We start from the raw sequence: 25380 nt of genomic DNA on the forward strand, positions 1-25380 counted from the left end.
ATAATCCCCGAAAGATGCGTCCGTACCTAGTACGTCGGCCGGTGCGGTCGGGTGCCGTCACCTCGGATGCCGCTGTGCCGGTCAACTTCGGACACCTCGGGGTCGCCCGGGGGTGAGACCGGGCGCCCGGTCCGCGAAGGTGTCCGGTATGCCGGGTGCGCTGGGCGGCCAATCCCTATGAATCAGCTCACTCCGCCCGATCTCGCCACGAGGAAGGGGAGTGACCGGCGGGGGAGTTGAGTGAGAAGCCTGTGCATCCGGCTGCACCGGATCCCGCTCCCGGAGTACCCTTCCTTGATCGTTGGTGGGGGAGCGGAAGGCGGTACGCGGGTGAGCTCGGGAGGGTTCGAGCTGCCCCCAGGTGACGCAGGTCACGAGGGGGAGCCGACCGATGCCCCGCCGGGGGCGGTGTCCCTCGCGCAGCCCATGGAGATCGGGGTGGCGCTGGACTGGGGAGCCGACGCCTGGAACGAGGTGCGCACCCGGGCCCAGCGCGCCGGGCGGGCCTATATCTGGCTGAATCTGGTCGAACAGCGGTTGCGGGCCGTGGTCTCCGCGGTGATCCGGCCGATCTACGAGCCGGTGCACGGCGACGAGTGGGTGGTGGCCGCCGCCGGCCCCGCCGGACAGGAGTGGGTCCAGCGCGCCGTGGCCGTCCGTGAGGTCTCGCGCCGCAAGGGCTACCTCCTCGACCCGGCCGACGACAACGTCCTCAGCTTCCTGACGCTCCCTCAGTTGCGGGAGCTGATGGTCCAGCACTGGCCGTGCTTCGAACCGTACTTCGACGACCGCCGCGAGGTGGAGCTCGCCCTCGACGAGCTGGAGGTGGCCCGCAACGTCGTCTCGCGCAACCGCGCCCTCAACGAGGCGGTCCTCGCGCAAGCCGAACGCGCCTCCGCGCGGCTGCTGGAGATCCTGGGCAACGGGGCGTCCGTCCCGTCCGCCGACCGGCTGCCGGTGGACGCGGTGGAGGAGCTGGTGGGCGACCGGTACGCCGACGTGGTCTCCGTCCACCCCGACCGGGTGCGGCTCCAGCGCCAGATCCCCGCCGAGGACCTGTTCGGCGGCGCCCGGCGGCTGGACGCGATCGGCATAGGGCTCAACCTCCTCACCCAGAACTTCTCGGGACGCCGGCTGATCCGGCTCGCCGAGTCGGGCTGCCGGGTGCGGCTGCTCTTCATCAACCCGGCGAGCAGTGCCGTCAAGCGCCGGGAGCGGGAACTGGGCCTCAAGAAGGGCGAGCTGAGCCGCTCGGTGGAGATGAACATCCTCCATATGCGCCGGGTGCGTTCCAAGCTCCGCGACCCGGACGCCTTCCAGATCCAGGTCTTCGACGAGACGCCCCGCTTCACGGCCTATCTGGTGGACGGCGACGGGCCCGATGCGGTCGGGGTCGTCCAGCCCTATCTGCGGCGGGCGCGGGGCATGGAGGCGCCCGTGTTCGTCCTGCGGGGCGGCGGGCGCGCGGTGGTCCGCGCGGGCCAGGACAGCGAACACGGACTCTTCGAGACCTACCGCGAGGAGTTCGAGTCGGTCTGGACCGATTCGCGGCCCGTGTCCTGACTCCTCACGTCTTCTGACGCCCCCTCCTGCGTTGTCAGTGGGCCGTGCGATGGTGGTCGTCACATGGGGGAGAGCACCACCGAAGGAGGTACGGGATGAGCTGGCACCGGGAGCGTCTGGCCGGGTTCGACCTGGAGACGACCGGCACGGATCCGCTGGAGGCCCGCATCGTCACGGCCGCGGTCGTCGAGGTGGAGAGCACGGACGGCGATCCCGTCCGGTGCCGCACCTGGCTGGCGGACCCGGGAATCAGGATCCCCGAGCAGGCCTCGGCGATCCACGGCATCAGCAGCGAGCGCGCGGCGGCCGAGGGGCGGCCGGTGCGGGAGGTGGCCGACGAGATCGCCGGTGCCCTCGTGGAGCACTGGAGGGCGGGCGTGCCCGTCGTCGCGTACAACGCGGCGTTCGATCTGACGCTGCTCTCGGCCGAGTTGCGGCGCCATGGGCTGCCCTCCCTGAGCGACAGGCTGGGCGGCGGCGGTATCGGACCCGTCATCGACCCGTACACCATCGACCGGGCCGTCGACCGCTACCGCAAGGGCAAGCGCACCCTGGAGGCCGTCTGCGTCGAGTACGGCGTGGTGCACGGCGGAGCACATGACGCGTCGGCCGACGCGCTGGCCGCGGTGCGCGTGGCGTACGCGATAGCCGGGCGGCACGCGTCGGTGGCCGCCCTGACCGCCACCGAGCTGCACGGCCGTCAGATCGGGTGGTACGCGGACTGGGCCGCCGGCTTCCAGGAGTTCCTGCGCCGCAAGGGGTCGGCGGACGCGGTGATCGACGGCCGCTGGCCGCTGCGCGAGCTCGCCCCCGCGCACGCCTCCTGACCGGCCGGGCGCACCGGCGGGCGGGGCGGGGGCCGGTGCGCGGCGGGTGACGACGGGGGTCAGTTCGCGGCGGGTGCGGGGGAGGCCGTGTCGTCGGCCTTGATGTCGAAGTTGATCTGGTCCCCCTCGACCGAGGTGACGGTGACCGACACGCCCAGCGTGCTGCCGTCGTCCGCCGTCAGCGTGCAGCGGGTGGCGGTGCCGACCTTCCCCCGGAGGTCCTCGGGGCAGGTGATGTCCGGCGTCGGGCGGCCGGTCGTGTCGGCGAGCTTCTCGGCGACGGTGGTGGCCAGTTCGTCCGCGGACAGTTTCGGCTCGGACTTCCCGATGCTGACCGAGGCCGAGCAGCCGACGAGCAGCGCGCCGACGGCTATGGCCGCGAGAGTCCGGGCCACTGCGGGCGAGGGGAGCAGGGGCATGGAGGGTCCGTTCGGGTGTGCGGTGGCAGAGGGTCGCCGGAAGCATACGTGCCGGACCCGCGGCGCGTGCGCACGGGAGAACGAGGGGCCCGAGGGGGGTGTCCTCGTCGCCCTCAGAAGGGGTACCAGCGCACCTCGGGGTCGTCCTCGCGCAACGACGCCACCCGGCGCCGGAATTCGGCCAGCGCCTTCGGGTTGGTTGGGGCGTGCTGGGAGACCCAGGCGCAGCTCGCCGTCTCGCGGGCCCCGCGCAGCACCGCGCACCCCGCCCACGCGCGCACGTCCCAGCCGTAGGCGGCGGTGAACGCGTCGTACGCCTCCGGGGGCAGGCCGTAGCGGTCGCGGGAGAGGGCGAGGACCACCAGGTCGTGTTCCCGGAAGTCGGCGGAGAAGGTCTCCAGGTCGACCAGGACCGGTCCGTCCGGGCCGATGTGGACGTTGCGGGGGAGCGCGTCGCCGTGGATGGGCCCGGGGGGCAGGTGCGGGGCCAGGGCCGCCGCGGCCTTGGCGAAACCGTCGCGCCGGCCGCGCAGGTAGTCCGCGTCGGCGGGGTCGATGGCGTCCCCCGCGAGCCGCAGCCAGCGTTCCACCCCGCCCAGCAGTTCCCGGCGCGGCAGCGTGAAGTGCTCGGGCGGGGGCAGCGCGTGGACCTGGGTGAGCAGCGGGGCCAGGTCCCGGGGCTCGGGCGGGCGCACGGCCTCCGGCAGCCGGTGCCAGAGCGTCACCGGGTGCCCCTCGACCAGGCGCGGCGCGGGCTCGGCCGCGCGGACGGCGGGGACGCCCGAGTCGGCGAGCCACCGTGCGACGGCCACCTCGCGCTCGGCCCGCTCCCGCAGCTCCGGATGCGTGGTCGCCGCCCGGCCCACCTTGGCCACCAGGTCCCCCACGGCGAACACCGCGTTCTCGCCGAGCGCCAGCAGTTCGGCCCCGGCGGGCAGCCCGGCGGCGGTCAGTACCTCGCGGGCACGCATCTCGTCCATGACCTGTATTTTCGCATCCACGTGGGCCGGCCCGCGCGCGAGGGCGGACGGCGCCGGAAGGGGGCCCAGGCCGGGCGGCCGGGCTGACCGGGGCGGAGCCCGGCGGCCGGCCCCGGCGGCGGCCGCAAATGCGGTGAAGTGCCGTGCGCACAAGGGGCGTCGGGGGAGCTGTCGGACTTGGCCGGGAGTGTTTCGGTTTTCTGTGGAGAGAGCCGGGCGACTGCGTGACGGGTACATGAAGGCCTTGATCTGGGCGCGTCAATCGAGCAGGGTTTCGAGGCAGCCCCCGGAGATTTTCCGGCCGAGGGCCAATCCCCCCACAAAGAATGACGAGGAGAACCCCTCTTCATGGCCATTCACCAGCGCGCACGCCGGACCAAGCTCACCGCCGCCATCACCGCCGTGGCGGCGGCCGCCGGTGTCACCCTGTTCGGCACGTCGTTCGCGGGAGCCGCCCCGGCCCCCGCCATGGGTACCGTCTACGGCGCCGACGCGGCGACCGCCGTGTCCGGCAGCTACATCGTCATGCTGGCCGAGAAGACCGACAAGGCCGAGCTCGCCGCGCAGTACGGCGGCACGCTCCAGCGGAACTACAGCTCGGCCATCAACGGCTTCTCGGCCAGCGGCCTCACCGAGACCGAGGCCAAGCGCCTCGCGGCCGACCCGGCCGTCTCCAAGGTCGTCCAGAACAAGAAGTTCCACATCGACGCCACCCAGGAGAACCCGCCGTCCTGGGGCCTGGACCGGATCGACCAGACCGAGACCGCCGGCGACGACGCGTACACCTACCCGGACGCCGCCGGTGAGGGCGTCACGGCGTACGTGATCGACACCGGGGTCCGTGTCACGCACGAGGACTTCGAGGGCCGGGCCACCTCCGGCTTCGACGCCGTGGACAACGACGACGACGCCGACGACGGCAACGGACACGGCACCCACGTGGCCGGCACCATCGCGGGCGCCGCCCACGGAGTCGCCAAGAAGGCCAAGATCGTGGCCGTCCGCGTGCTGGACGACTCCGGCTCGGGGACCACCGAGCAGGTCGTCGCGGGCATCGACTGGGTGACCGCCCACCACGAGGGCCCCTCCGTCGCCAACATGAGCCTCGGCGGCGGCGCGGACCCGGCCCTCGACGCCGCGGTCCAGAAGGCCATCGCGTCGGGTGTCACCTTCGGGGTGGCCGCGGGCAACGAGTCCAGCGACGCGGGCGGGGGCTCCCCCTCGCGCGTGCCCGAGGCCATCACGGTCGCCTCGTCCACCATCGACGACCAGCAGTCGTCGTTCTCCAACTACGGTTCGGTCGTGGACATCTACGCCCCCGGCTCGAACATCACCTCCGACTGGAACGACAGCGACGACGGGACGAACACCATCTCGGGGACGTCCATGGCGACCCCGCACGTCGTCGGCGCCGCGGCCGTCTACCTCGCCGGCCACCCGGACGCCACCCCGGAGGAGGTCTCCGACGCGCTCACCGAGGGGGCCACCCCGGACGCGATATCCAACGCGACCCAGGGCACCGCGAACAAGCTCCTGAAGATCGTCGAGTAACGGCACAGCAGCACCGGTCGGCAGTGGCCGCCGCGCCCTCCCCCACGGGGCGCGGCGGCGCTCACCGGCTGAGAAGATCGTCTTATGGTGGGGAGTATGAGCACGATGTACGCGGCGCTGCTGCGCGGAATCAACGTCAGCGGCCACCGAAGAGTCCCGATGCCCGAACTCCGGGCGCTGCTCACGGAACTGGGGTACGGCGACGTCGCCACCCATCTGCAGAGCGGCAACGCCGTCTTCCGCAGCGCCTCGGGCGACGAGAGTGCTCTCGCCGCCGGCCTGGAGCGGGCGGTGGAGGAGCACTTCGGATTCCCGGTCGAGATCCTGGTGCGCTCGGGCCCCGGTCTCGCGGCGATCGTCGAGGACTGCCCCTTCCCGGCCGACCGGATCGAGGGAAAGCACCTGCACGTCACCTTCTTCGACCGGCCCGTGGACGCGGCGCGGTACGCCTCACTGGACGCCCAGGCCTTCCTCCCCGAGGAGTTCCGGCTGGGCCGCCGGGAGTTGTACCTGTATGCCCCGGAGGGGCTCGGCCGGTCCAAGCTGGCCGCCGCCCTCGGACGGCCCGCGCTCAACCGAGGCCTCCTCGCGACCTCCCGCAACTGGAACACCGTGGAGCGACTCGTGGAGATGACGCGTGACTGACCCCTCGCCCGCCGTGGCCGCAGCCATCGAGGGCGAGCTCCGCCTCCTCGACCCCGTCGTCCGGGCCTCGGCGGAACAGCTGGCGAGGATGCTGCATCCCGGCTTCCGGGAGATCGGCACCAGCGGCCGCCTCTGGGACCGGGACACCATCATCACGGCGCTCACCACCCCCGACCCGGACGCCCCGCGTCCCGGACCGCTGACCGCCTCGCGGATGCGCGGCGAGGAGCTCGCCGACGACCTGGTGCATCTCACCTTCGACACCGAGTCCCGGGGACTGCGTTCGCACCGCAGCTCGCTGTGGCGGCTGACCGCGAGCGGCTGGCGCCTCTACTTCCACCAGGCCACCCCCTTCATCGACGACCCCTTCGCCGAGATCTGACGGCCGCTGGCCCGGGCACCGCCCCCCGCCCGGGATGAGGTACGCCCCCAGGGGTCTGTTTCCGGCCAATCGCGGTCGCGCGGGCGACCGGTGACGAAGCGGGGCGAAGGCGCGGCTCTTCACGCCGCTTCGTCACCGCGCCCCGTGCCGCCCCCGCACCCGGCGGGCCGCGCCCGGACCCCTGTCGCGCCGACCGGCAGGAGTCCTCGTCAGCGCCCCACGGGCCGGTCCCGGACGGCCCCGGCCACGTCCCGTCCGGTGAGCGGACGGGACCGTCCGCGGGCCACCTCGCCGCGTATCGGGGTTCACCGTCCGTTTTCCGTCACCGATCCGGGCGGCACCCTTGTCAGCGGTTCAAGCGGAGTCAAGGATTCGGGCCGTGCGGTTGGCAGGTTCACGACCAGACCCACCTGGTCCGTGGAGGACCGCACACCGCGGCCGCCCACCCAGCGGTCAGCGACACCCCCCATCCATGGAGGAATTCGTGACCTTCACCCTCGGCTCCCTCTCCAGACGCGCTCGGATCGTCGCCGTCACCTCCGGCCTGGCCGCCGCCGTCGCGCTCGCGGCCCCGACCGCGGTCGCCCAGCCCGCCCAGGACACCGCCGTGACCAAGGCGGCCCTGGCGGACGCGAGTTCGGCCGTGCGCGGCGCGGACATCGCGGGCACCGCCTGGTACACCGACGCGAAGACCGGCAAGGTCGTCGTGACGGCCGACAGCACGGTCACCGCGGCCGAGCTGGCCACGATCGAGAAGTCGGTCACCGACTCCGGCGCGAAGATCGACATCAAGCGCACCGAGGGCCAGTTCAACAAGCTCATCGCCGGTGGCGAGGCCATCTACGCCAGCGGCGGCCGCTGCTCCCTCGGCTTCAACGTCCGCAGCGGCAGCACCTACTACGCGCTGACCGCCGGGCACTGCACCTCGATCGGCAGCACCTGGTACACCAACTCCTCCGGAACCGCGAGCCTCGGCACGCGCGCCGGCTCCAGCTTCCCCGGTAACGACTACGGGCTCATCCGGCACTCCAACTCCGCCAACGCGGACGGCCGGGTCTACCTCTACAACGGCAGCTACCAGGACATCACCTCGGCCGCCAACCCCACGGTCGGCCAGGCGGTCAAGCGCAGCGGCTCCACCACCGGCGTCCACAGCGGTACGGTCACCGGCCTGAACGCGACCGTGAACTACGGCGGCGGTGACATCGTCTCCGGCCTCATCCAGACCAACGTCTGCGCCGAGCCCGGTGACAGCGGTGGCTCGCTCTTCGCGGGCAGCACCGCCCTCGGCCTCACCTCGGGCGGCAGCGGCAACTGCTCCTCGGGCGGCACCACGTTCTTCCAGCCCGTCGTGGAAGCGCTGAACGCCTACGGCGTCCAGGTCTTCTGACCCCCACGCCCCACCCGGCCCGGCTCACCCCCGGCGGACCGCGCTCCCGGAGCGCGGTCCGCTGCCGTGTGCGCCGGGGACCGGCCGGTGAGGCCGCGTGAGCTCGTACCGGACCGTGCCATGTGACAGGCGGCACATGGCACGCGGCACGGCGAATGGCCCGGCGGACCGCCCGCGCAATGGCCCACGCCCACGGGCCACCGCCTCCCTAGGCTCCGTACATGACCACCCACGCGAACGAAGCGGCGGACAGGACCGTCGTGGACTTCTACTTCGACCCGGCCTGTCCCTTCGCCTGGATCACCTCCCGCTGGATGCTGGAGGTCGAACAACGGCGCGACATCGAGCTCCGCTTCCACCTCATGAGCCTCACCCTGCACAACACCGGCAACGAACTCTCCGACTGGTACCGGGACCTGGTGGACCGGTCGATCGGACCGGTACGCGTCGCCGCCGCGGCCGCCGCCGCGCACGGGCCGGACATCCTGCGCGACCTCTACACCGCCCTCGGCACCCGCATCCACCAGCGGAAGAACGACGACTTCGACGCCGTCACCGCCGAGGCGCTCGCCGAACTGGGCCTGCCCGCCGCCCTGGCGGACGCCGCGCACACGGACGCTTACGACGATGCCGTACGCCGCGGCCACGACCGGGGGAAGGACCCCGCGGCCGGCGCCTACGTCGGGACGCCCACGATCCACGTGGACGGCACCGTCTGGTTCGGACCGGTGCTGGGCTCGATCCCGCGCGGCGAGGAGGCGGCGCGGCTCTTTGACAGCTTCCGGGTCCTGGCCGGCCACCCGGACCTCTTCGAGCTGAAACGCGAACGCACCGGCCGCCTCGACTGCGGCTGAAACCCGCCGCTACGCGCTCAGCCGCTCCGAGGGCGCACCGGCCGCCGAGGCACACGCCTCGGTGTACCGGGCCAGCAGCAGCCGGGCGAGCGCGGGGGACGGGCCGAGGACACCGGAGAGCACATCGGCCCGGGCCGCGCCCGCGGCGATCCGGTCCGGAAGGCGGCCGGGCGCGATGACGTACGGGGCCACCGCCACCCGCCGCACCCCCTCGGCCCGCAGGGCCCGCACCGCGTCCTCGGTGCGGGGGAAGCCGCCGGCGGTCACGGTGGAGGCGAACGCAGGCCGCACGGCGCACCAACCGGTGTGCCGCAGCTCCCGCGCGATTTCAGCGATCACTGCGCTCGCCTCCGGATCTGTGGAGCCCGCCGAGGCCAGGACCAGCCCGGTCGAGCTCTTGTCGGCGGGCGAGAGGCCCGCCTCGTACAACCGCTGCTCCAGTGCCGTGTTCAGCAGCGGCGACGGGCCGAGGACCCTGCCCTGCCGCACCCGCAGTCTCGGCAGCCGGGTCCGGGCCTCGCGCAGCACCGACGGGATGTCGGACTTGGCGTGGAAGGCCCGGGTCAGCAGCAGCGGCAGGGCGACGACCTCGCCCGCCCCGTCCGCCGCCAGGCGCTCCAGCACCCGGGGCACCGACGGCGCGTTGAACTCCAGGAAGCCCGTCTCCACCCGCAGCCCGGGGCGCAGCGCCCGTACCCGCGCGGTGAGCGCGTGCACGGTCGCCGCGTGCCGTGGGTCGCGGCTGCCGTGGGCGATGACGAGGAGGACCGGGACAGTCATGGCGGGCTCAGTTCTTGACGAGGAGGCCGCGGCCGCGCAGGACCCGGCGCTCCAGCGGACTGAAGATCAGCAGGTCGATCGCGATGCCGACGAACAGGATGAGCAGGATGGCCAGGAAGATCCCCGGCATGTCGAAGTTGTTGCGGCCGTTCTCCAGCAACTGGCCCAGTCCCAGGCCCAGATCGGGTGAGGAGGCGATGATCTCGGCGGCCATCAGCGACCGCCAGGAGAACGCCCAGCCCTGCTTGAGTCCCGCCAGGTAGCCCGGCAGGGCGGCCGGCAGGACGATGTGCCAGGTCCCGCGCAGCCCGGTCGCCCCGATGGTGCGGCCCGCGCGCAGGAACAGCGGCGGTACCTGGTCGACGCCGGAGACCAGGCCGTTGGCGACGGAGGGCACCGCGCCGAGCAGGATCACCGCGTACATCATCTTGTCGTTGAGGCCGAGCCAGATCACCGCCGGGGCCACCCACGCCACCGAGGGAAGCGACTGGAGCCCCGACAGGATCGGGCCCAGCGCGGCCCGGACCACCTTCACCCGGGCCACCAGCAGACCCAGCGGCGTGCCGATCGCCACGGCCATCAGGAAGCCGAGCAGACCGCGCGAGACGCTCGTCCAGACCACTTCGAGCAGCGTGCCCTTCAGCCACATGTCCCGCAGGCTGTCCCAGACGGCCGACGGCGGCGGCAGCTTGTAGTCGTCGGTGACCTCGCCCCAGACCAGCAGTTGCCAGACGAGGACCACCAGGACCACCGCGACCACCGGCGGCAGGACCTTGGCCACCAGGACCTCGCGGAGCGGGGCCCGGCGCACCTGTACGGCGTCCAGGGCGTCCAGCCCGGCCTCCAGCCCGGCCAGATCGTCGGGCTTGGTGTCAGTGCTGGCCATGACGGCGGATCTCCCCACGCAGTTCTTCGGTGATCTCGACGGACAGCTCCGCCACGGCGGTGTCCTCGATACGGCGCGGCTGCTCGATGCCGACCGTCCACTCACGGGCGATCCGGCCCGGCCGCGACGACAGCAGCACGACCCGCTGCGCCAGCCGTACCGCCTCGCGCACGTTGTGGGTGACGAAGAGCACCGAGGCGTTCGTCTCGCGCCAGATACGGGTCAGTTCGTCGTGCAGCACATCGCGGGTGATGGCGTCGAGCGCCGCGAACGGCTCGTCCATCAGCAGGAGTTGGCTGTCCTGGGCCAGTGCGCGGGCCATCGCCACGCGCTGCCGCATCCCGCCCGACAGCTCGTGCACCCGCTTGCCGTACGCCCCGCCCAGGCGTACGAGTTCGAGCAGTCGCTCCGCTTCCGTGCGGCGGTCCGACTTGGCCACCCCGCGCAGCCGCAGGGCGAGTTCGATGTTCTTGCCCGCGGTCAGCCACGGGAAGAGGGCGTGTTCCTGGAACATCAGGGCCGGCCGCCCGCCGGGGGTCTCGATGGACCCCGCGCTCGGGCGGTCGAGTCCGGCCACCAGGTTGAGCAGGGTCGACTTACCGCACCCGGAGGCCCCCAGAAGGGTGACGAACTCGCCCGGGGCGACATCGAGCGTGATGTCGTCCAGGACCAGCTGCTGCCCCGAAGGGCCTGCGAAGGACTTGGAGACGTGGGTGATACGAGCGGCGTGCTCGACCGTCGCACGGTCCTCGGCCTTGGTGAGGGTGGTGGTCGCCATGGTCGTCACCTCCTGGGGATCTCGGGGCTCTCGGGAATCCGGTCGTCTGCCGGGCTACTTGACGCCGAGACCGGCGTCGGCGACCTCGGGCTCGCCCGCGGCCTTCAGGATCTTGTTCAGCGGCTTCAGGTCGTAGATGCCCTTGAGATCGGGCTCGTCCAGCAGACCGGCCTTCACCGCGTGCTGCGCCTGCGCGTCCAGCGTCGCCGCCAGCGGGTCGTCCGTGATCTTGATGGACTCCCACGCCGGGTCGAGGATCTCGGCCGGCAGTGCCTTGCCGCTCAGCTTCTCCAGCGCGGTGTTGGCCGACGCCTTGGCCTTCTCCGGGTTGGCGTTGATCCACTTGTTGGTGCTCACCGTGCCCCGCAGCACCGCCTCGACGACGTCCGGGTGCGCGTCGAGGAACTTCTGCGACACGATGATGTTGGTGATCACGAACTGGTCGTCGGGCCACAGCGTGGACTCGTCCAGCAGCACCTCGCCGCCCTCGGCGACGAGCTTGGACGCGGTCGGCTCGGGGACCCAGGCGCCGTCCAGGGAACCGGACTTGTAGGCGTCGGGGGTGACCTTGTTGTCCGAGCGGACCACGGAGACGTCGCCCTTGCCGCTCTGGGCGTCGACCTTCCAGCCCTTCTCGGAGATCCAGTTGAGGAAGGCCACGTCCTGGGTGTTGCCGAGCTGCGGGGTGGCGATCTTCTTGCCCTTGAGATCGTCCAGCGTCTTGATCTTGTCGGGGTTGACGACCAGCTTCACCCCGCCGGAGGCCGACCCGCCGATGATGCGCAGGCTCTGGCCCCTGGACTTGGTGTATCCGTTGATCGAGGGGGAGGGGCCGATGAAGCCGATGTCGATCGAGCCCGCGTTGAGCGCCTCGATCTCGGAGGGCCCCGCGTTGAACGTGGAGGGCTTCACCGAGGTGCCGCCCAACTCCTTGGCGATGAGCCCTTCCTGGATACCGACCAGGGCGGTGGCGTGCGTGAGGTTCGGGAAGTATCCGATCTTCACGCTGTCCGCGGAGAGCTTCTCCCCGCCGGCGGAGAGGTTCTTGGTGTCGTCCTCCTCCGCGTCGGAACCGTAGCCGCACGCGGTGAGTGCCACGGCGAGCAGCGGCAGGGCGGCGGCAGCGGCGAGGCCGCGGCGAAGGGTGGTGCGAGGGGCTGGCACGGGAGGTCTTCCTCTCGTCGGCCCGGTCCTCACGTCCCCCGGAGGTACGGGGGCGCGGCCGGGTCGTCGGCTGGTCGTCTTCGTCTACGACGGTGGTGCGGGTGGTGCTGGCGGGCGCGCGGGCAGTGCGCGTACGTCATGCCGCACATCGCCCGACCCCGCCCTGACCGCTGCCGAGGGCGCCGCTGCCGACCCGGCCGCCCTCCTTCGCGAAGGTCGAGAAGAAGTCCGTACGCATCAGAAGTCCCACCCCGTGCCGTCGTTGCCGACGGTGCCCTCGGTGCTCTCGGGGTCCTCGGCGCCCTTGCCCACGGCGCCGAACGACGCGCCCGCCATACCGGCCGTCAGCGTCGTGCCGTCGGACGGATCGATCAGCAGAAACGATCCGGTGCGCCGGGAGTCGGCGTAGGCGTCGAGTGCGAGCGGCTCGGCCGTGCGCACCACGACCCGGCCGATGTCGTTGGCGGCCAGCTGCCCGGGGGCCCGGTGCTGGGAGAGGTCGTCCAGGGTGAGCCGCGAGGGGATCTCCTTGACGATCGCCTTGACCGTGCGGGTGGTGTGCTTCAGCAGCACCCGCTGGCCGACAGTGAGCGGCCGGTCCGCCACGTGGCAGACGGTCGCCTCGACGTCCTGGGTGGTGCCGGGCGCGTCCCCGCTCGGCGCGATCAGGTCACCGCGCGAGATGTCCAGGTCGTCGTCGAGCCGCAGGGTGACGGACTGCGGCGCCCAGGCCACGTCGACGCTCTCCCCGAGCGCGTCGATCCCCGCGATGGCCGAGGTGCGGCCCGAGGGCAGCACGGTGACGCTCTCACCGACCCGCAGCACACCCGAGGCGATCTGTCCGGCGTAGCCCCGGTAGTCGGGGTGCTCGGCGGTCTGCGGGCGGATGACGTACTGGACGGGGAAGCGGGCCGGGCACTCGGTGAGGTCGTGGCTGACCGGCACGGTCTCCAGGTGCTCCAGCACGGTCGGGCCGCCGTACCAGTCCATGTGGGCGGAGGGCTCCACCACGTTGTCCCCGGCCAGCGCCGAGATCGGGACGGCGGTGATCTCCGGGACGCCCAGCGAGGCGGCGTACGCGGTGAACTCCTCGGCGATCGCGGCGAAGACCGGCTCCGCGTAGTCCACGAGGTCCATCTTGTTGACGGCGAGGACGACGTGCGGGACGCGCAGCAGGGCGGCCACGGCGGCGTGCCGGCGGGTCTGCTCGACGACCCCGTTGCGGGCGTCGACCAGGACCACGGCGAGTTCCGCGGTGGAGGCGCCGGTGACCATGTTGCGGGTGTACTGCACATGGCCGGGGGTGTCGGCGAGGATGAAGCGGCGCCGGGGGGTGGCGAAGTAGCGGTAGGCCACGTCGATGGTGATGCCCTGCTCGCGCTCGGCCCGCAGCCCGTCGGTGAGCAGGGCGAGGTCCGGGGCCTCCTGACCGCGGTTGCGCGAGGCGTGCTCCACGGCTTCGAGCTGGTCGGTGAGGACCGACTTGGAGTCGTGCAGGAGGCGTCCGACCAGGGTGGACTTGCCGTCGTCGACGGAGCCCGCGGTGGCGAACCGCAGGAGGGTGGTGGCCGAGAGCTGCTCGGTGGTGAGGGTCATGGGCGGGCCTCTCGTGTGGATCAGGCCGGAACGGGGAGCGGCGGCGGGTGGCGGGGGCACCACCCCCGCCCTCCGGACGGCGCGGGCGCGTCGGGGGCGGGGCGGTGCTCGGTGGCTGGGCCGGGGCGACGGTGAGCCGTGGCGGGGTGCCGGGCGGGCCTAGAAGTACCCCTCGCGCTTGCGGTCCTCCATCGCGGCCTCGGACATCTTGTCGTCGGCGCGGGTGGCCCCGCGTTCGGTGAGCCGGGAGGCCGCGATCTCGGTGATCACCGCGTCCAGGGTGGTGGCGTCGGAGTCGACGGCGCCGGTGCAGGACATGTCTCCGACGGTGCGGTACCGGACCTGGCGCCGCTCGACGCCCTCGTGCTCCCTGGGCCCGCCCCAGCCGCCGGCGGTGAGCCACATGCCGTCGCGGTTGAAGACCTCGCGCTCGTGGGCGAAGTAGATCCCCGGAAGCTCGATGCCCTCCCGCGCGATGTACTGCCAGACGTCCAGCTCGGTCCAGTTGGAGATCGGGAAGACCCGGACGTGCTCACCGGGGGCGTGCCGGCCGTTGTAGAGCTGCCACAATTCGGGCCGCTGGCGGCGGGGGTCCCACTGGGAGAACTCGTCGCGCAGCGAGAAGACCCGCTCCTTGGCGCGGGCCTTCTCCTCGTCGCGGCGGCCCCCGCCGAACACGGCGTCGAAGCGGTGCCGCTGGATGGCCTCGGTGAGCGGCACGGTCTGGAGCGGGTTACGGGTGCCGTCGGGGCGTTCGCGCAGGGTGCCCGCGTCGATGTACTCCTGGACGGAGGCGACGTGCAGCCGCAGACCGTGCTTCTCGACGGTCCGGTCGCGGTACTCCAGGACCTCGGGGAAGTTGTGCCCGGTGTCCACGTGCAGGAGGGAGAAGGGGATCGCGGCGGGCGCGAACGCCTTCAGCGCGAGGTGCAGCATCAGGATCGAGTCCTTGCCGCCGGAGAACAGGATCACCGGCCGCTCGAACTCACCCGCCACCTCACGGAAGATGTGCACCGCCTCCGACTCCAGCGAGTCCAGGTGGCTGAGCGCGTACGGGTGGTCGGTGCCTTCCGGCACGATGGCGACGGTGCTCACGCCAGTCCCCTCTCGGTGAGCAGCGCGTGCAGCGCCGCTGCTGACTCCTGCACGGTCTGCTGGTGCGACTCGATCCGCAGGTCCGGCGACTGAGGCGCCTCGTAGGGGTCGTCCACCCCGGTGAGGCCCCGCAGTTCGCCCGCCGCCTGCTTGGCGTACAGCCCCTTCACATCGCGTACCGAGCACACCTCGACGGGGGTCGCGACGTGCACCTCCAGATACGTGGTGCCCTCGGCCAGATGACGCTTGCGGACCGCGTCACGGCTGTCGGCGTACGGCGCGATGACCGGGACGAGCACCTTCACCCCGTGGGCGGCCAGCAGCCCGGCGACAAAACCGATCCGTCCCACGTTGGTGTGCCGGTCCTCGCGGGAGAAGCCGAGGCCCGCGGAGAGGAACTCCCGGATCTCGTCGCCGTCCAGCACCTCGACCCGGTGGCCCTCACCCCGCAGCCGGGCGGCCAGCTCGTAGGCGATGGTGGTCTTGCCCGCGCTCGGCAGACCGGTGAGCCACACCGTGGCGCCCGTCTCCGTCACGCTCATCGATATCTCCTGATCAGTCGTCATCAGCCGTGCAGTCCGCATTCCGTCTTGCCGCGCCCGGCCCACCGGCCGGCGCGCGCGTCCTCGCCCTTCAGCACCCGCCGGGTGCAGGGCGCGCAGCCGACGGAGGCGTATCCGTCCATCAGCAACGGGTTGGTCAGTACGCCGTGTTCGGCGACGTAGGCGTCCACGTCGTCCTGGGTCCAGCGGGCGATCGGGGAGACCTTGACCTTGCGGCGCTTGGCGTCCCAGCCGACGACCGGGGTGTTCGCCCGGGTCGGGGACTCGTCGCGGCGCAGCCCGGTCGCCCAGGCGGTGTAGCCGGTGAGGCCCTCCTGGAGCGGGGTGACCTTGCGCAGCGCGCAGCACAGGTCGGGGTCCCGGTCGTGAAGCTTCGGCCCGTACTCGGCGTCCTGCTCTGCCACCGACTGACGGGGCGTCAGGGTGATGAGGTTGACGTCCATCACGGCCTCGACCGCGTCCCGGGTCCCGATCGTCTCCTCGAAGTGGTAGCCGGTGTCGAGGAACACCACGTCCACGCCGGGCATCACCTGGGAGGCGAGATGGGCGACGACCGCGTCCTCCATGGAGGAGGTGACGCAGAAGCGGCTGCCGAAGGTCTCGGTGGCCCACCTCAGGACGTCGGGCGCGGAGGCGTCCTCCAGCTCGCGCCCGGCGCGCTCGGCCAGCTCCCGCAGCTCCTCGTCGGTGCGTTCACGGGTGTGCGGAATATCCGTCATGTCCCGTCCCCTTCCCGGTCGTCGGCCGACAGGCCCCGGGCCAGCAGGCCCAGGAACTTCAGCTGGAACGCGCGATTGCAGGAGGCGCATTCCCAGGCGCCGTGTCCGGCCTCGTGCGGCCGCAGGTCCTCCTCGCCGCAGTAGGGGCAGTGGAACGGGGCGGCCCGCCCGCTCATGACAGGGACTCCGCCGTGGCGCGGGCCGCCCAGGTGGCGAAGCGCTCCCCGTCCTCGCGCTGCTCCTGAAACCTGCCGAGGACCCGCTCGACGTAGTCGGGGAGTTCGTCCGAGGTCACCTTCAGGCCGCGGACCTTGCGGCCGAAGCCGGCGTCCAGGCCCAGCGCGCCACCGAGGTGCACTTGGTACCCCTCGACCTGCTTGCCGTCGGCGTCCAGCATGAGCTGGCCCTTGAGCCCGATGTCGGCGGTCTGGATACGGGCGCAGGCGTTGGGGCAGCCGTTGATGTTGATGGTGAGCGGCTCGTCGAAGTCCGGGAGGCGGCGCTCCAGTTCGTCGATGAGCGCGGCGCCGCGCGCCTTCGTCTCGACGATCGCGAGCTTGCAGAACTCGATCCCGGTGCAGGCCATGGTGCCGCGCCGGAACGGGGAGGGGTGGACCTGGAAGTCCAGCGCCTCCAGCCCGGCGGTCAGCGACTCCACCCGGTCCCGCTCCACGTCGAGGATGATCATCTTCTGCTCGACCGTGGTCCGCACCCGGCCCGAGCCGTGCGCCTCGGCCAGCTCCGCGATCTTGGCCAGGGTGGATCCGTCCACCCGTCCCACGCGCGGGGCGAAGCCCACGTAGAAACGGCCGTCCCGCTGGGGATGGACGCCGACGTGGTCGCGCCAGCGGGAGGAGGGCTCGGCGGGGGCGGGACCGTCCAGCAGCGGACGCTTCAGGTACTCGTCCTGAAGCACCTGACGAAACTTCTCCACGCCCCAGTCGGCGACCAGGAACTTCAGCCGGGCGCGGTTGCGCAGCCGACGGTAGCCGTAGTCGCGGAAGATCCCGACGACACCGGCCCAGACGTCCGCGACCTCGTCCAACGGCACCCAGGCGCCCAGGCGTTCGGCCAGTCGCGGGTTGGTGGAGAGCCCGCCGCCGACCCAGAGGTCGAAGCCGGGGCCGTGCTCGGGGTGCTCGACCCCGACGAACGCGATGTCGTTGATCTCGTGCACCACGTCCTGGACGGGGGAGCCGGAGATCGCGGTCTTGAACTTGCGCGGCAGGTTGGAGAACTCCGGGCTGCCGATGTACCGCTCGTGGATCTCGTCCACCGCGGGGGTGCCGTCGATGATCTCGTCGGCCGCGATGCCGGCCACCGGTGAGCCGATGATCACGCGCGGGCAGTCGCCGCAGGCCTCGGTGGTGGAGAGCCCGACGGCCTCCAGCTTCTCCCAGATCGCGGGGACGTCCTCGATGCGGACCCAGTGCATCTGGACGTTCTGACGGTCGGTGATGTCGGCGGTGCCGCGCGCGTACTCCTCGGACACCTCGCCGATCGCCCGAAGTTGAGCGGTCGTCAGGCTTCCGCCGTCGATGCGCACCCGCATCATGAAGTAGGAGTCCTCCAGCTCCTCGGGCTCCAGCACCGCGGTCTTGCCGCCGTCGATGCCCGCCCGGCGCTGCGTGTACAGGCCCCACCAGCGCATCCGGCCGCGCAGGTCGTTCGGGTCGATCGAGTCGAACCCGCGCTTGGAGTAGATCGTCTCAATGCGCGTCCGCACGTTGAGACTGTCGTCGTCCTTCTTGAACTGCTCGTTCCCGTTGAGCGGAGTGAAGTGCCCCATGGCCCACTGGCCCTCGCCACGGTGCCGGCTGACCTTGCGGCGGGGCGTCACGGCAGGGGGCTGTTCGGTGGTGGCCATGGCGAATACGTCCTTCGGGACTGCAGGAGGGCGGCTTTGAGCTGCACACTCGCGTGAGGCGCGGCGGTGCGCAGGGGTGGTGCGGGGAAAAGGGATCGCGGCAGTGCTGGAGAACTCTCAGCTGGCCGGACAGATGGCGCTGGACATGCGGCCGAGGTCGACGTGCCGCCGACTCACCAAGGCAATTCCAGTTCCAGACATGGCGGAAGCGTGTCACGCGGATCTCGGGCCAGTCCACCACGATCCATCATGTGGACGAGATGGTCCCGAGGCGTGAGATGGTGTGGGGTCGGTCACGCTCTGCGGGTCGACAAAGCGACCCATTACGGGAATCGGAAGGGGGCGGTCCGGAACGCTCCGGCGCCGGGGCCGGTCTCCCTGACGCTCAGGCGGTGGGGGACGGGTACGCGCCGGGCCAGGGGCCGGGGGCCTCGACGTCCGCCTCCCGCTCGGTGCGGGTGTCGAAGAGCCGGAATCCGCGCCGCAGGTAGTTGTCCATGGCGTGCGGACCGTCGTCGGAACAGGTGTGCAGCCATACCCGGGTGGTCGCCGCCCGGCCCTCGTGCCGCTCGGCCAGGTCCCAGGCGCGGGCCACCCCGTACGACAGGAGGTGGCCGCCGATCCGGCGGCCCCTGAAGGCGGGGATCAGCCCGAAGTACGCGATCTCGACCACGCCGTCCTCCTGGGGGTCGAGCTCGATGAACCCGGCGGGGGTGCCGTTCTCGTACGCCACCCACGTCTCGGCCGCGGGCCGCCCGAGGATCTCCTGCCACTGGGCGTACGACAGGCCGAGGCGGTCCGTCCACCGGATGTCCCCGCCGACCGCCGCGTACAGGAAGCGGCTGAACTCCGGCAGCGGCGTCCGCGCGCACACGATCCGTACGTCGCCCGCCGGGGCGGCGGCCGGGCGCAGGTCGGAGGGGGAGGTCTGCTCAAGGGACCAGATCGTCACCTCCACCTCGGCGGGGGCCGTCTCGGAGGTGGCGGGCGCGGGGCGCGTGGCGTTGCTCATGGCCGCCAGAAAACCACGCCGCCGTCCCGTCCCGCACACCGGGGCGGCCGCGAGGTGCCATGTCACATGTCGCGGCCCGTCACCGTCCGGCCCGTGACTGCCCCCCGGCCCGTGACTGTCCGGCCCACGACGGTCCAGCCCCTCACGTCCGTCCGGCGTGCCGGGCCGCCCGGCTGCCGCCCCGCACGCCCCGCGCGCCCGGACCGCCCCGTCCCTCAGACCCGGTGTGTGGAGGCGCGTGCCCCGAGCACCACCGGGGCCGTCGAGCGGGGCAGCAGGTCCTCCGGCTGGTCGGGGTGGACCACCTCCACCTCGACGTCCTCGCCGAAGCGGTACGGGCGGTGGGCGAGCACCTCCGCCAGATGGCGGCGTATCCGCGAGATCTCCGCCCGCACCGTCACCGTCCTGGTCGGGTCGCCGAAGACGTCCTGGGCCAGTTCCGCGGCGGTGCGCCCCTCCCGGTGCACGGCGAGCGCGTACAGCAGCTCCGCGTGCCGGGGCGAGAGCCGCACCGTCCAGGTGCCCACCGGCCCCGCCACATGCGCCACCAGCCCCCGCGGCCGGCTCAGGTCGAGCACCACCCGGCGCGGCGGCGCGTCCCTCTGGCCCTCGGCCACCTGCACCAGCCAGCCGCCCGGCAACGGCTCCACCCGGCACATCCCCAGCGAGGCCAGCCACACCCGGCCGGGCCCCAGCGACTTCGGCAGCGGCAGGCGGTCCACCGGCGGCATCCCGCTCACGGCGGCCAGCCACCCGTGGCCGTCCACCACCAGCGCCCGGCCGCCCAGCCGGCACAGGATCGGGGCGGCCACCGACCGCAGCCGCTCGATGGCGACCAGATGCCGCGCGCGCATCTCGCCCTCCGCGAGCGCGGCCACCGAACCGACCAGGGCGAGCGTCGCGGGATGGAAGGTGGACGCCGGGCCGCTGATGTCCACGATGCCCATCAGCTTGCCGTCCCGCGGATCACGCACCGGAGCCGCCGCGCACGTCCAGCCGTGCAGGGCGCGGATGAAGTGCTCGGCGGAGTGGACCTGGACGGGCGACCGGGTGGCCAGCGCCGTCCCGATCGCGTTCGTCCCGGTCGTCGACTCCGACCAGGCGGCCCCCTCCTCCAGGCAGATGTCCTTGGCCCGGCGCATCACCGCCGCGTGGCCCTGGCGCCACAGCACCCGGCCCTCCGGGTCCGTGACGACCAGGATCTGCTGCGCGGCGTCGGCGATCGCGGCCAGCCCGTCCCGCAGCACCGGCATCACCCCGCCCAGCGCCGACGTCCTGCGGCGGTGTTCGATCTCGTCCATCTCCAGCAGTTCGCTCCCCGGCGACTGCTCCGGATCGACGCCGATGCGCAGCACCCGCTCCCAGGACGCGTCGATCTCGGCGCGCGGCGTGGGCACCGGGCGGTCGCCCGCGAGCCGGGCCCCACGGGCCCGGCGCACCGGACGGACGGTGCCGGTGACGACAGGACGTGTTTCCATGACGGCCCCCCAAGACAGCGCGCGGGCCCGCTCCGGAAGTGAGCTACCCGGCCCGGAACCCCATCCTGCCGTCTCCCGGGCCCTGTTGACCTCGCAGTCCACGAATGGTTTGCAACCCATTGCAACTCTGGTGAGCGGCCGCGGACCGTACCAGAGTGGCAGAACACCACGCGGCGGTGTCCGACGACGCCACCGTGGGGTGCGTACAAGCGTGGAGGGTGGTGCCGTGTCGGCGCAGCACCACCCTCCGTCGTTTGCCCCGGGGTGTCCGGCGGATCAGAGCCGGGCGCCCCTACGCGTGGGCCACGGCGCCCCCTACGCGTGGGCCGGGCGCCCTACACGTGGGCCCGTGCGCGCTCCACGACCGCCGCCAGATCCAGGCTGTGCGGCAGCGTCCCGAAGGCGGCGCCCCAGTCCCCGCCCAGCCGTGAGGCGCAGAACACGTCCGCGACCTCGGGCGGCGCCCAGCGCAGCAGCAGCGACCCCTGGAGCACCAGCGCCATCCGCTCGACCAGCCGCCGGGCGCGCGCCTCGACGCCGTCCAGGTCAGCCAGTTCGGTCAGCAGGTCCTTGATCGCCGCGTCCAGCCGGTGATCGGCGCCGCGCGCCTCGCCCACCTCCCGGAGGAAGGCGTCGAGGGCCTGCGGCTCGCGCCGGAGCGCCCGCAGGACGTCGAGCGCCTGGACATTGCCCGAGCCCTCCCAGATCGAGTTGAGCGGTGCCTCGCGCAGCAGCCGCGGCATCCCGGACTCCTCGACGTACCCGTTGCCGCCCAGGCACTCCAGGGCCTCGCCGACGACCGCGGTGCACCGCTTGGTCACCCAGTACTTCGCCGTCGGCACCGCGATCCGCAGGAAGGCCCGCTCCGCCTCGGTGTCCGCGTCGTACGCGGCGGCCAGCCGCAGCGCCAGCGTCGTCGCCGCCTCCGACTCCACGGCCAGGTCCGCCAGCACGTTCCGCATCAGCGGCTTCTCGATCAGCAGGCCGCCGAACGCGCTCCGGTAGGCGCTGTGGTGGACCGCCTGCGCCACCGCCTGCCGCATCAGCGCCGCCGACCCCACCACACAGTCCAGCCGGGTCGCCGCCACCATCTCGATGATGGTGCGCACCCCCCGCCCCTCCTCGCCGACCAGGCGGGCCCACGTCCCGTCGAACTCGACCTCGGCGGAGGCGTTCGACCGGTTGCCCAGCTTGTCCTTGAGCCGCTGGATCGCGAAGACGTTGCGGACACCGTCGGGCAGGACGCGCGGGACGAGGAAGCAGCTCAGCCCGCCCGGCGCCTGCGCCAGCACCAGGAACCCGTCGGACATCGGCGCCGAGCAGAACCACTTGTGGCCGGTCAGCAGGTACTCCCCGGCACCGTCCAGCGGTTCGGCGCGGGTCGTGTTGGAGCGTACGTCGGTGCCGCCCTGCTTCTCCGTCATGCCCATCCCGAAGAGCACCCCGGCCTTCTCCCGGGCGGGCCGCAGTCCCTCCTCGTACACGTGCGAGGTGAGCAGCGGCTCCCACTCGGCGGCCAGCGCCGGGTCGGTCCGCAGCGCGGGCACCGCCGCGTGCGTCATGGACAGCGGGCAGCCGTGGCCGGCCTCGACCTGCGTCCACACCAGGAACCCGGCGGCCCGGCGCACATGGCCGCCGGGCCTGCCCCAGGCGTCGGTCAGACCGGCCGACACCGCGTGCCCGAGCAGCCGGTGCCAGGCGGGGTGGAACTCCACCTCGTCCAGCCGGTGCCCGTACCGGTCGTACGTGCGCGCTCTCGGCGGGTTCTCGTTCGCCTGCGCCCCCCAGCTCTGGGCCTGGGCGGACCCGGCGGAGCGCCCGAGCGTCTCCAGTTCCTCCCGCGCCTCGACGTGGATTCCGGGCTCCAGATGCCGCTCGACGGCCTCGGCCAGCACCCGGTCGGCGGCGAAGACGTCATAGCCGACCAGCGGCGGAACCTGGTTGGTCACTGTGTGGGTGGTTGCTGCCATGCCGATACGGTAAAGAGGTGCAGGCAGCAAAAGAAACACCCGAACGCCCATCGGGCCGGCTCCACCGGGCGCGCGTCCTCTACCGCAACGTGTCCAAGCGGCGGATGGTGTGGCACTTGCTCAAGGACACGGTCAACTCGTGCATGGAGTACCGCATCCTCGGGCTCGCCGCGGAGGCCGCGTTCTTCACCCTGCTGTCCTTGCCCCCGCTGCTGCTCGGCCTGATCGGACTGCTCGGCTACGTCGACGAGTGGACGTCCACCACCACGGTGGCCTCCATCGAACGCAACATCCTGAGCGCCGTGCAGACCGTGCTGTCCGAGCGCGGCGTCAACGAGATCGCCAAGCCGCTGCTGCAGGACGTCACCACCGGGGCCCGCCCCGACGTCATCTCCATCGGTTTCGCCATCGCCCTCTGGTCGGGCTCACGCGCGGTGAACGTCTTCATCGACACCATCACCGTGATGTACGGACTCGACGGGCACCGCGGCATCGTCAAGACCCGGCTGCTCGCCTTCCTGCTGTACGTGGTCGCGCTGCTGCTCGGCTCCGTGGTGCTGCCGTTGCTGGTGGTCGGGCCCGACCGGGTCGTGCGGTACGTCCCGTGGGGCACCGAGGTGCTCGCCGTCCTGTACTGGCCCCTGGTCATCGTGCTGTCCATCGCGTTCCTGACGACGCTCTACCACGTGTCGGTACCCGTGCGTTCGCCCTGGCTGGAGGATGTGCCCGGCGCCCTGGTGGCCCTGGGGATGTGGGTCGTGGGCAGCTTCCTGCTGCGGATCTACCTCACGAGCACGGTCGAGGGGCCCACGATCTACGGTTCGCTGGCCGCCCCCATCGCCGTCCTGCTCTGGATAGGGATCTCGGCCTTCGCCGTGCTGGTCGGCGCCGCCGTCAACGCCGCGATCGACCGGGTCTGGCCGTCCCTGGCCACCGCCGAGGCCCGGGAGGCCACCGAGCGCGCCCGCACCGCGCAGGCCGCCGAACTCGTCGCACGCGCCCAGGCGGCCAACTGGGAGGCCTACGCGGACGACGAGGACGACGAGGACGACGTGTCCATGCCGTCCGAGTTCCCCGAGCGCTGGTCCCGCTTCCTGCCCCCGGACGACGTGAAGGCCCGGCTGCACACCGGCCGCGACCCGAAGGACCCCAAAGACCCCAAGGGCCCCGGAGGCGGCGGAAAAGGCACCGGGGAGTCCCCGGACGGCCGCGAGCACTGACCCCGCGGTGTGGCGGCGCGCCGGGGACCGTCACCCCGGCGCCGTGTCCGGGGACGTGCCCGGTGGCGTCACCCGGCGCAGTCCTCCGGGGAGGTGCCCGGCCAGGTCAGCGGCAGGCCCAGGTGCGCGCGTTCGGTCAGCCAGCGGGTCGGCCGGTGGCGCGGGTCGCCGGTCGTGGCGTGCAGGGCCCGCTGGAGCTCCAGCATCCGGCCGGCCCCGATCCGGTCGCCCCAGGCCAGCGGCCCCACCGGGTAACCCAGTCCCGTCGTCACCGCCAGGTCGATGTCCGCCGGCGCGGCGAGCGAGCGCTCCGCGATCGAAGTGGCGACGGACACCACGGAGGCCAGCAGCCGCTGCGCCACCGAGCCCGCCGTGTCCCGGACCACCGACACGGCGTACGGCTCCCCGCCGTCCGCCGCCCTGGCCAGCACCGCCCGCGCGTCCCGGGCCGCGTCCGGACCGGCCGCCGGGGTCACCGCGAGGACCCGGCGCCGGCCCGCCGGGGGCAGCGGGTCCACCCCGAAGGTCCGGTCGGCGGGCAGGCCCTCCTCTGCCACCGCGGAGGCCACGGTGGTGCCCCAGACCGGGACCAGGACCAGCGCCCGCGCCGACGGCCGCGGCCCGTCCTCCACCGTCGCCCCGGCGGCGGCCAGCGCCCCGGCGTACGCGGGGTCCCCGCCCGCCACGAAGACCGGGCGGTCCGGATCGCCGGTCACCGCCGCCTCGGCTGCCGGGGCGGGGGCCCCGGGGCCGTACGCGTACCAGCCCCGGCCGGTCTTGCGGCCGTGCAGCCCCGCTGTGACCCGGTTCGGGGTGAGGAAGGAGGGGCGCAGCCGGTCCTCGTACCGGAAGCCCTCCCAGACCGAGTCGATGACCGCCGCCGTGACGTCCAGCCCGGTGAGGTCCATCAGCTCGAAGGGGCCCATCCGCAGCCCCAGCACGTCCCGGGCGATCCGGTCGAGGACGGCGGGCGGGGCCACCGACTCCTCCAGCAGCGCCAGCGCCTCCGTGACCAGGCCCCGGCCCGCGTGGTTGACCAGGAAGCCCGGGGTGTCGGAGACCGTGACCGCGCGGTGGCCGCAGCCGGTCACCAGCTCCGTGAGGAACGGCGTGATCTCCGGCCGGGTGGCCGCGCCCGGCACCACCTCGACGATCCTCATCAGCGGTACCGGGTTGAAGAAGTGCAGCCCCGCCAGCCGCGTCGGGTCCTCCAGGGCGGCGGCGATCCGGGTCACGGAGAGGGACGAGGTGTTGGTGGCGAAGACCGTGGAGGCGGGCAGGACCTTCTCCAGCCGGCCGAACACCTCGGCCTTGGTCTCCAGGTCCTCCCGTACGGCCTCGACGACCAGCGCGACGTCCGGTCCCGGGGCCCACGGGTCCTCCAGCGGGACCAGCCGCTCCAGGGCCGCCGGGAGCCCGGCCTCCGGCATCCGGCCCTTGGCCACCGCCCGCTCCAGCATGGACCGTACGAAGTCCACGGCGGCCGTCACCGCCTCCCGCCGTACGTCGGCCAGCTCGACGGTGTGTCCGGCGACGGCCGCCCACTGGGCGATGCCTCGGCCCATGGCTCCGGCGCCGACGATCCTGATGCGCATGACGGGTGCGGTCCTCTCGTTGAAGCGAACGGGTGCGCGACGGTGT

General features: G+C 72.5%; 25 protein-coding genes. 8 read left to right on the forward strand and 17 right to left on the reverse strand.

Annotated elements, in window-relative coordinates; translation table 11 throughout:
• Positions 1-330: 330 nt before the first annotated feature.
• Positions 331-1563: an SAV2148 family HEPN domain-containing protein gene (locus B9S64_RS27375; protein WP_103490728.1), complete on the forward strand. Its 1233-nt coding sequence runs from the start codon at positions 331-333 to the stop codon at positions 1561-1563.
• A gap of 95 nt (positions 1564-1658) precedes the next feature.
• On the forward strand, positions 1659-2390 hold the full coding sequence (locus tag B9S64_RS27380; RefSeq protein ID WP_103490727.1) for a 3'-5' exonuclease: 732 nt from the start codon (positions 1659-1661) through the stop codon (positions 2388-2390).
• A gap of 59 nt (positions 2391-2449) precedes the next feature.
• Here the strand turns inward: B9S64_RS27380 and B9S64_RS27385 are convergent, their stop codons facing one another.
• Positions 2450-2809, reverse strand: a complete 360-nt coding sequence (locus B9S64_RS27385; RefSeq protein WP_103490726.1) for a DUF4333 domain-containing protein — start codon at positions 2807-2809, stop codon at positions 2450-2452.
• Between the two features lie 113 nt (positions 2810-2922).
• The gene (locus tag B9S64_RS27390) at positions 2923-3789 is read right to left on the reverse strand and encodes a phosphotransferase enzyme family protein (protein ID WP_037880510.1); all 867 of its coding nucleotides are present in this window, start codon (positions 3787-3789) and stop codon (positions 2923-2925) included.
• Between the two features lie 348 nt (positions 3790-4137).
• Here B9S64_RS27390 and B9S64_RS27395 point away from each other — a divergent pair, with 348 nt between their 5' ends.
• The 5 genes from B9S64_RS27395 (at position 4138) to B9S64_RS27415 (ending at position 8611) form a co-directional block, all read left to right on the forward strand.
• Positions 4138-5340 carry a S8 family peptidase gene (locus B9S64_RS27395; protein WP_103488410.1) on the forward strand — a complete coding sequence of 401 codons (1203 nt, stop codon included), beginning with the start codon at positions 4138-4140 and terminating at the stop codon, positions 5338-5340.
• 96 nt (positions 5341-5436) lie between these two features.
• Complete coding sequence (locus tag B9S64_RS27400; protein ID WP_103488409.1) at positions 5437-5985, forward strand: DUF1697 domain-containing protein; 549 nt, start codon at positions 5437-5439, stop codon at positions 5983-5985.
• Entirely contained in the window at positions 5978-6367 is a 390-nt protein-coding gene (locus B9S64_RS27405) for a DUF4440 domain-containing protein (protein WP_103488408.1), read from the forward strand. Before B9S64_RS27400 ends, B9S64_RS27405 begins: the two co-directional genes overlap by 8 nt.
• Before the next feature lie 472 nt (positions 6368-6839).
• Positions 6840-7757, forward strand: coding sequence for a S1 family peptidase (locus B9S64_RS27410; RefSeq protein ID WP_103488407.1), 918 nt, complete (start codon positions 6840-6842; stop codon positions 7755-7757).
• Between the two features lie 221 nt (positions 7758-7978).
• Positions 7979-8611, forward strand: coding sequence for a DsbA family protein (locus B9S64_RS27415; protein ID WP_103488406.1), 633 nt, complete (start codon positions 7979-7981; stop codon positions 8609-8611).
• A 9-nt stretch (positions 8612-8620) separates the two neighbouring features.
• On the opposite strand, the gene B9S64_RS27420 is transcribed toward B9S64_RS27415, so the two are convergent.
• From B9S64_RS27420 to B9S64_RS27480, 14 genes are all read right to left on the reverse strand, one after another.
• Positions 8621-9391: a sirohydrochlorin chelatase gene (locus B9S64_RS27420; protein ID WP_103488405.1), complete on the reverse strand. Its 771-nt coding sequence runs from the start codon at positions 9389-9391 to the stop codon at positions 8621-8623.
• Between the two features lie 7 nt (positions 9392-9398).
• On the reverse strand, positions 9399-10277 hold the full coding sequence (locus B9S64_RS27425; RefSeq protein ID WP_103488404.1) for an ABC transporter permease: 879 nt from the start codon (positions 10275-10277) through the stop codon (positions 9399-9401).
• Positions 10264-11055 (reverse strand): ABC transporter ATP-binding protein, encoded by a 792-nt coding sequence (locus B9S64_RS27430; RefSeq protein WP_103488403.1) that lies wholly within the window; start codon positions 11053-11055, stop codon positions 10264-10266. Before B9S64_RS27430 ends, B9S64_RS27425 begins: the two co-directional genes overlap by 14 nt.
• 54 nt (positions 11056-11109) lie before the next feature.
• Positions 11110-12219, reverse strand: coding sequence for an aliphatic sulfonate ABC transporter substrate-binding protein (locus tag B9S64_RS27435; RefSeq protein ID WP_103488402.1), 1110 nt, complete (start codon positions 12217-12219; stop codon positions 11110-11112).
• A gap of 237 nt (positions 12220-12456) precedes the next feature.
• Positions 12457-13815 carry a sulfate adenylyltransferase subunit 1 gene (locus B9S64_RS27440; protein WP_103488401.1) on the reverse strand — a complete coding sequence of 453 codons (1359 nt, stop codon included), beginning with the start codon at positions 13813-13815 and terminating at the stop codon, positions 12457-12459.
• A gap of 159 nt (positions 13816-13974) precedes the next feature.
• On the reverse strand, positions 13975-14910 hold the full coding sequence (cysD, locus tag B9S64_RS27445; protein ID WP_103488400.1) for a sulfate adenylyltransferase subunit CysD: 936 nt from the start codon (positions 14908-14910) through the stop codon (positions 13975-13977).
• The gene (gene cysC / locus B9S64_RS27450; protein ID WP_078552223.1) at positions 14907-15476 is read right to left on the reverse strand and encodes an adenylyl-sulfate kinase; all 570 of its coding nucleotides are present in this window, start codon (positions 15474-15476) and stop codon (positions 14907-14909) included. Before cysC ends, cysD begins: the two co-directional genes overlap by 4 nt.
• Positions 15476-16192 (reverse strand): phosphoadenylyl-sulfate reductase, encoded by a 717-nt coding sequence (locus B9S64_RS27455; RefSeq protein WP_103488399.1) that lies wholly within the window; start codon positions 16190-16192, stop codon positions 15476-15478. Before B9S64_RS27455 ends, cysC begins: the two co-directional genes overlap by 1 nt.
• On the reverse strand, positions 16189-16368 hold the full coding sequence (locus B9S64_RS27460) for a hypothetical protein (protein WP_103488398.1): 180 nt from the start codon (positions 16366-16368) through the stop codon (positions 16189-16191). Before B9S64_RS27460 ends, B9S64_RS27455 begins: the two co-directional genes overlap by 4 nt.
• Positions 16365-18059, reverse strand: a complete 1695-nt coding sequence (locus tag B9S64_RS27465) for a nitrite/sulfite reductase (RefSeq protein WP_103488397.1) — start codon at positions 18057-18059, stop codon at positions 16365-16367. The genes B9S64_RS27460 and B9S64_RS27465 overlap by 4 nt, the downstream gene beginning before the upstream one ends.
• A 117-nt stretch (positions 18060-18176) precedes the next feature.
• Positions 18177-18260, reverse strand: coding sequence for a putative leader peptide (locus B9S64_RS35575; RefSeq protein ID WP_309486338.1), 84 nt, complete (start codon positions 18258-18260; stop codon positions 18177-18179).
• A 184-nt stretch (positions 18261-18444) separates the two neighbouring features.
• A complete protein-coding gene (locus B9S64_RS27470) occupies positions 18445-19071 on the reverse strand; it encodes a GNAT family N-acetyltransferase (protein ID WP_103488396.1) in 627 nt (208 codons plus the stop codon).
• 215 nt (positions 19072-19286) lie between these two features.
• On the reverse strand, positions 19287-20549 hold the full coding sequence (locus B9S64_RS27475) for a GAF domain-containing protein (RefSeq protein WP_103488395.1): 1263 nt from the start codon (positions 20547-20549) through the stop codon (positions 19287-19289).
• 335 nt (positions 20550-20884) lie between these two features.
• Positions 20885-22519 (reverse strand): acyl-CoA dehydrogenase family protein, encoded by a 1635-nt coding sequence (locus B9S64_RS27480; RefSeq protein ID WP_103488394.1) that lies wholly within the window; start codon positions 22517-22519, stop codon positions 20885-20887.
• Positions 22520-22536: 17 nt separating this feature from the next.
• Here B9S64_RS27480 and B9S64_RS27485 point away from each other — a divergent pair, with 17 nt between their 5' ends.
• Positions 22537-23739, forward strand: a complete 1203-nt coding sequence (locus B9S64_RS27485; RefSeq protein ID WP_103488393.1) for a YihY/virulence factor BrkB family protein — start codon at positions 22537-22539, stop codon at positions 23737-23739.
• 68 nt (positions 23740-23807) lie between these two features.
• Here the strand turns inward: B9S64_RS27485 and B9S64_RS27490 are convergent, their stop codons facing one another.
• Positions 23808-25334: a 3-hydroxyacyl-CoA dehydrogenase gene (locus B9S64_RS27490; RefSeq protein ID WP_109492153.1), complete on the reverse strand. Its 1527-nt coding sequence runs from the start codon at positions 25332-25334 to the stop codon at positions 23808-23810.
• Positions 25335-25380 lie beyond the last annotated feature (46 nt).

This window comes from Streptomyces sp. SM18, from assembly GCF_002910775.2.
Taxonomy (GTDB): Bacteria; Actinomycetota; Actinomycetes; order Streptomycetales; family Streptomycetaceae; genus Streptomyces; species Streptomyces halstedii.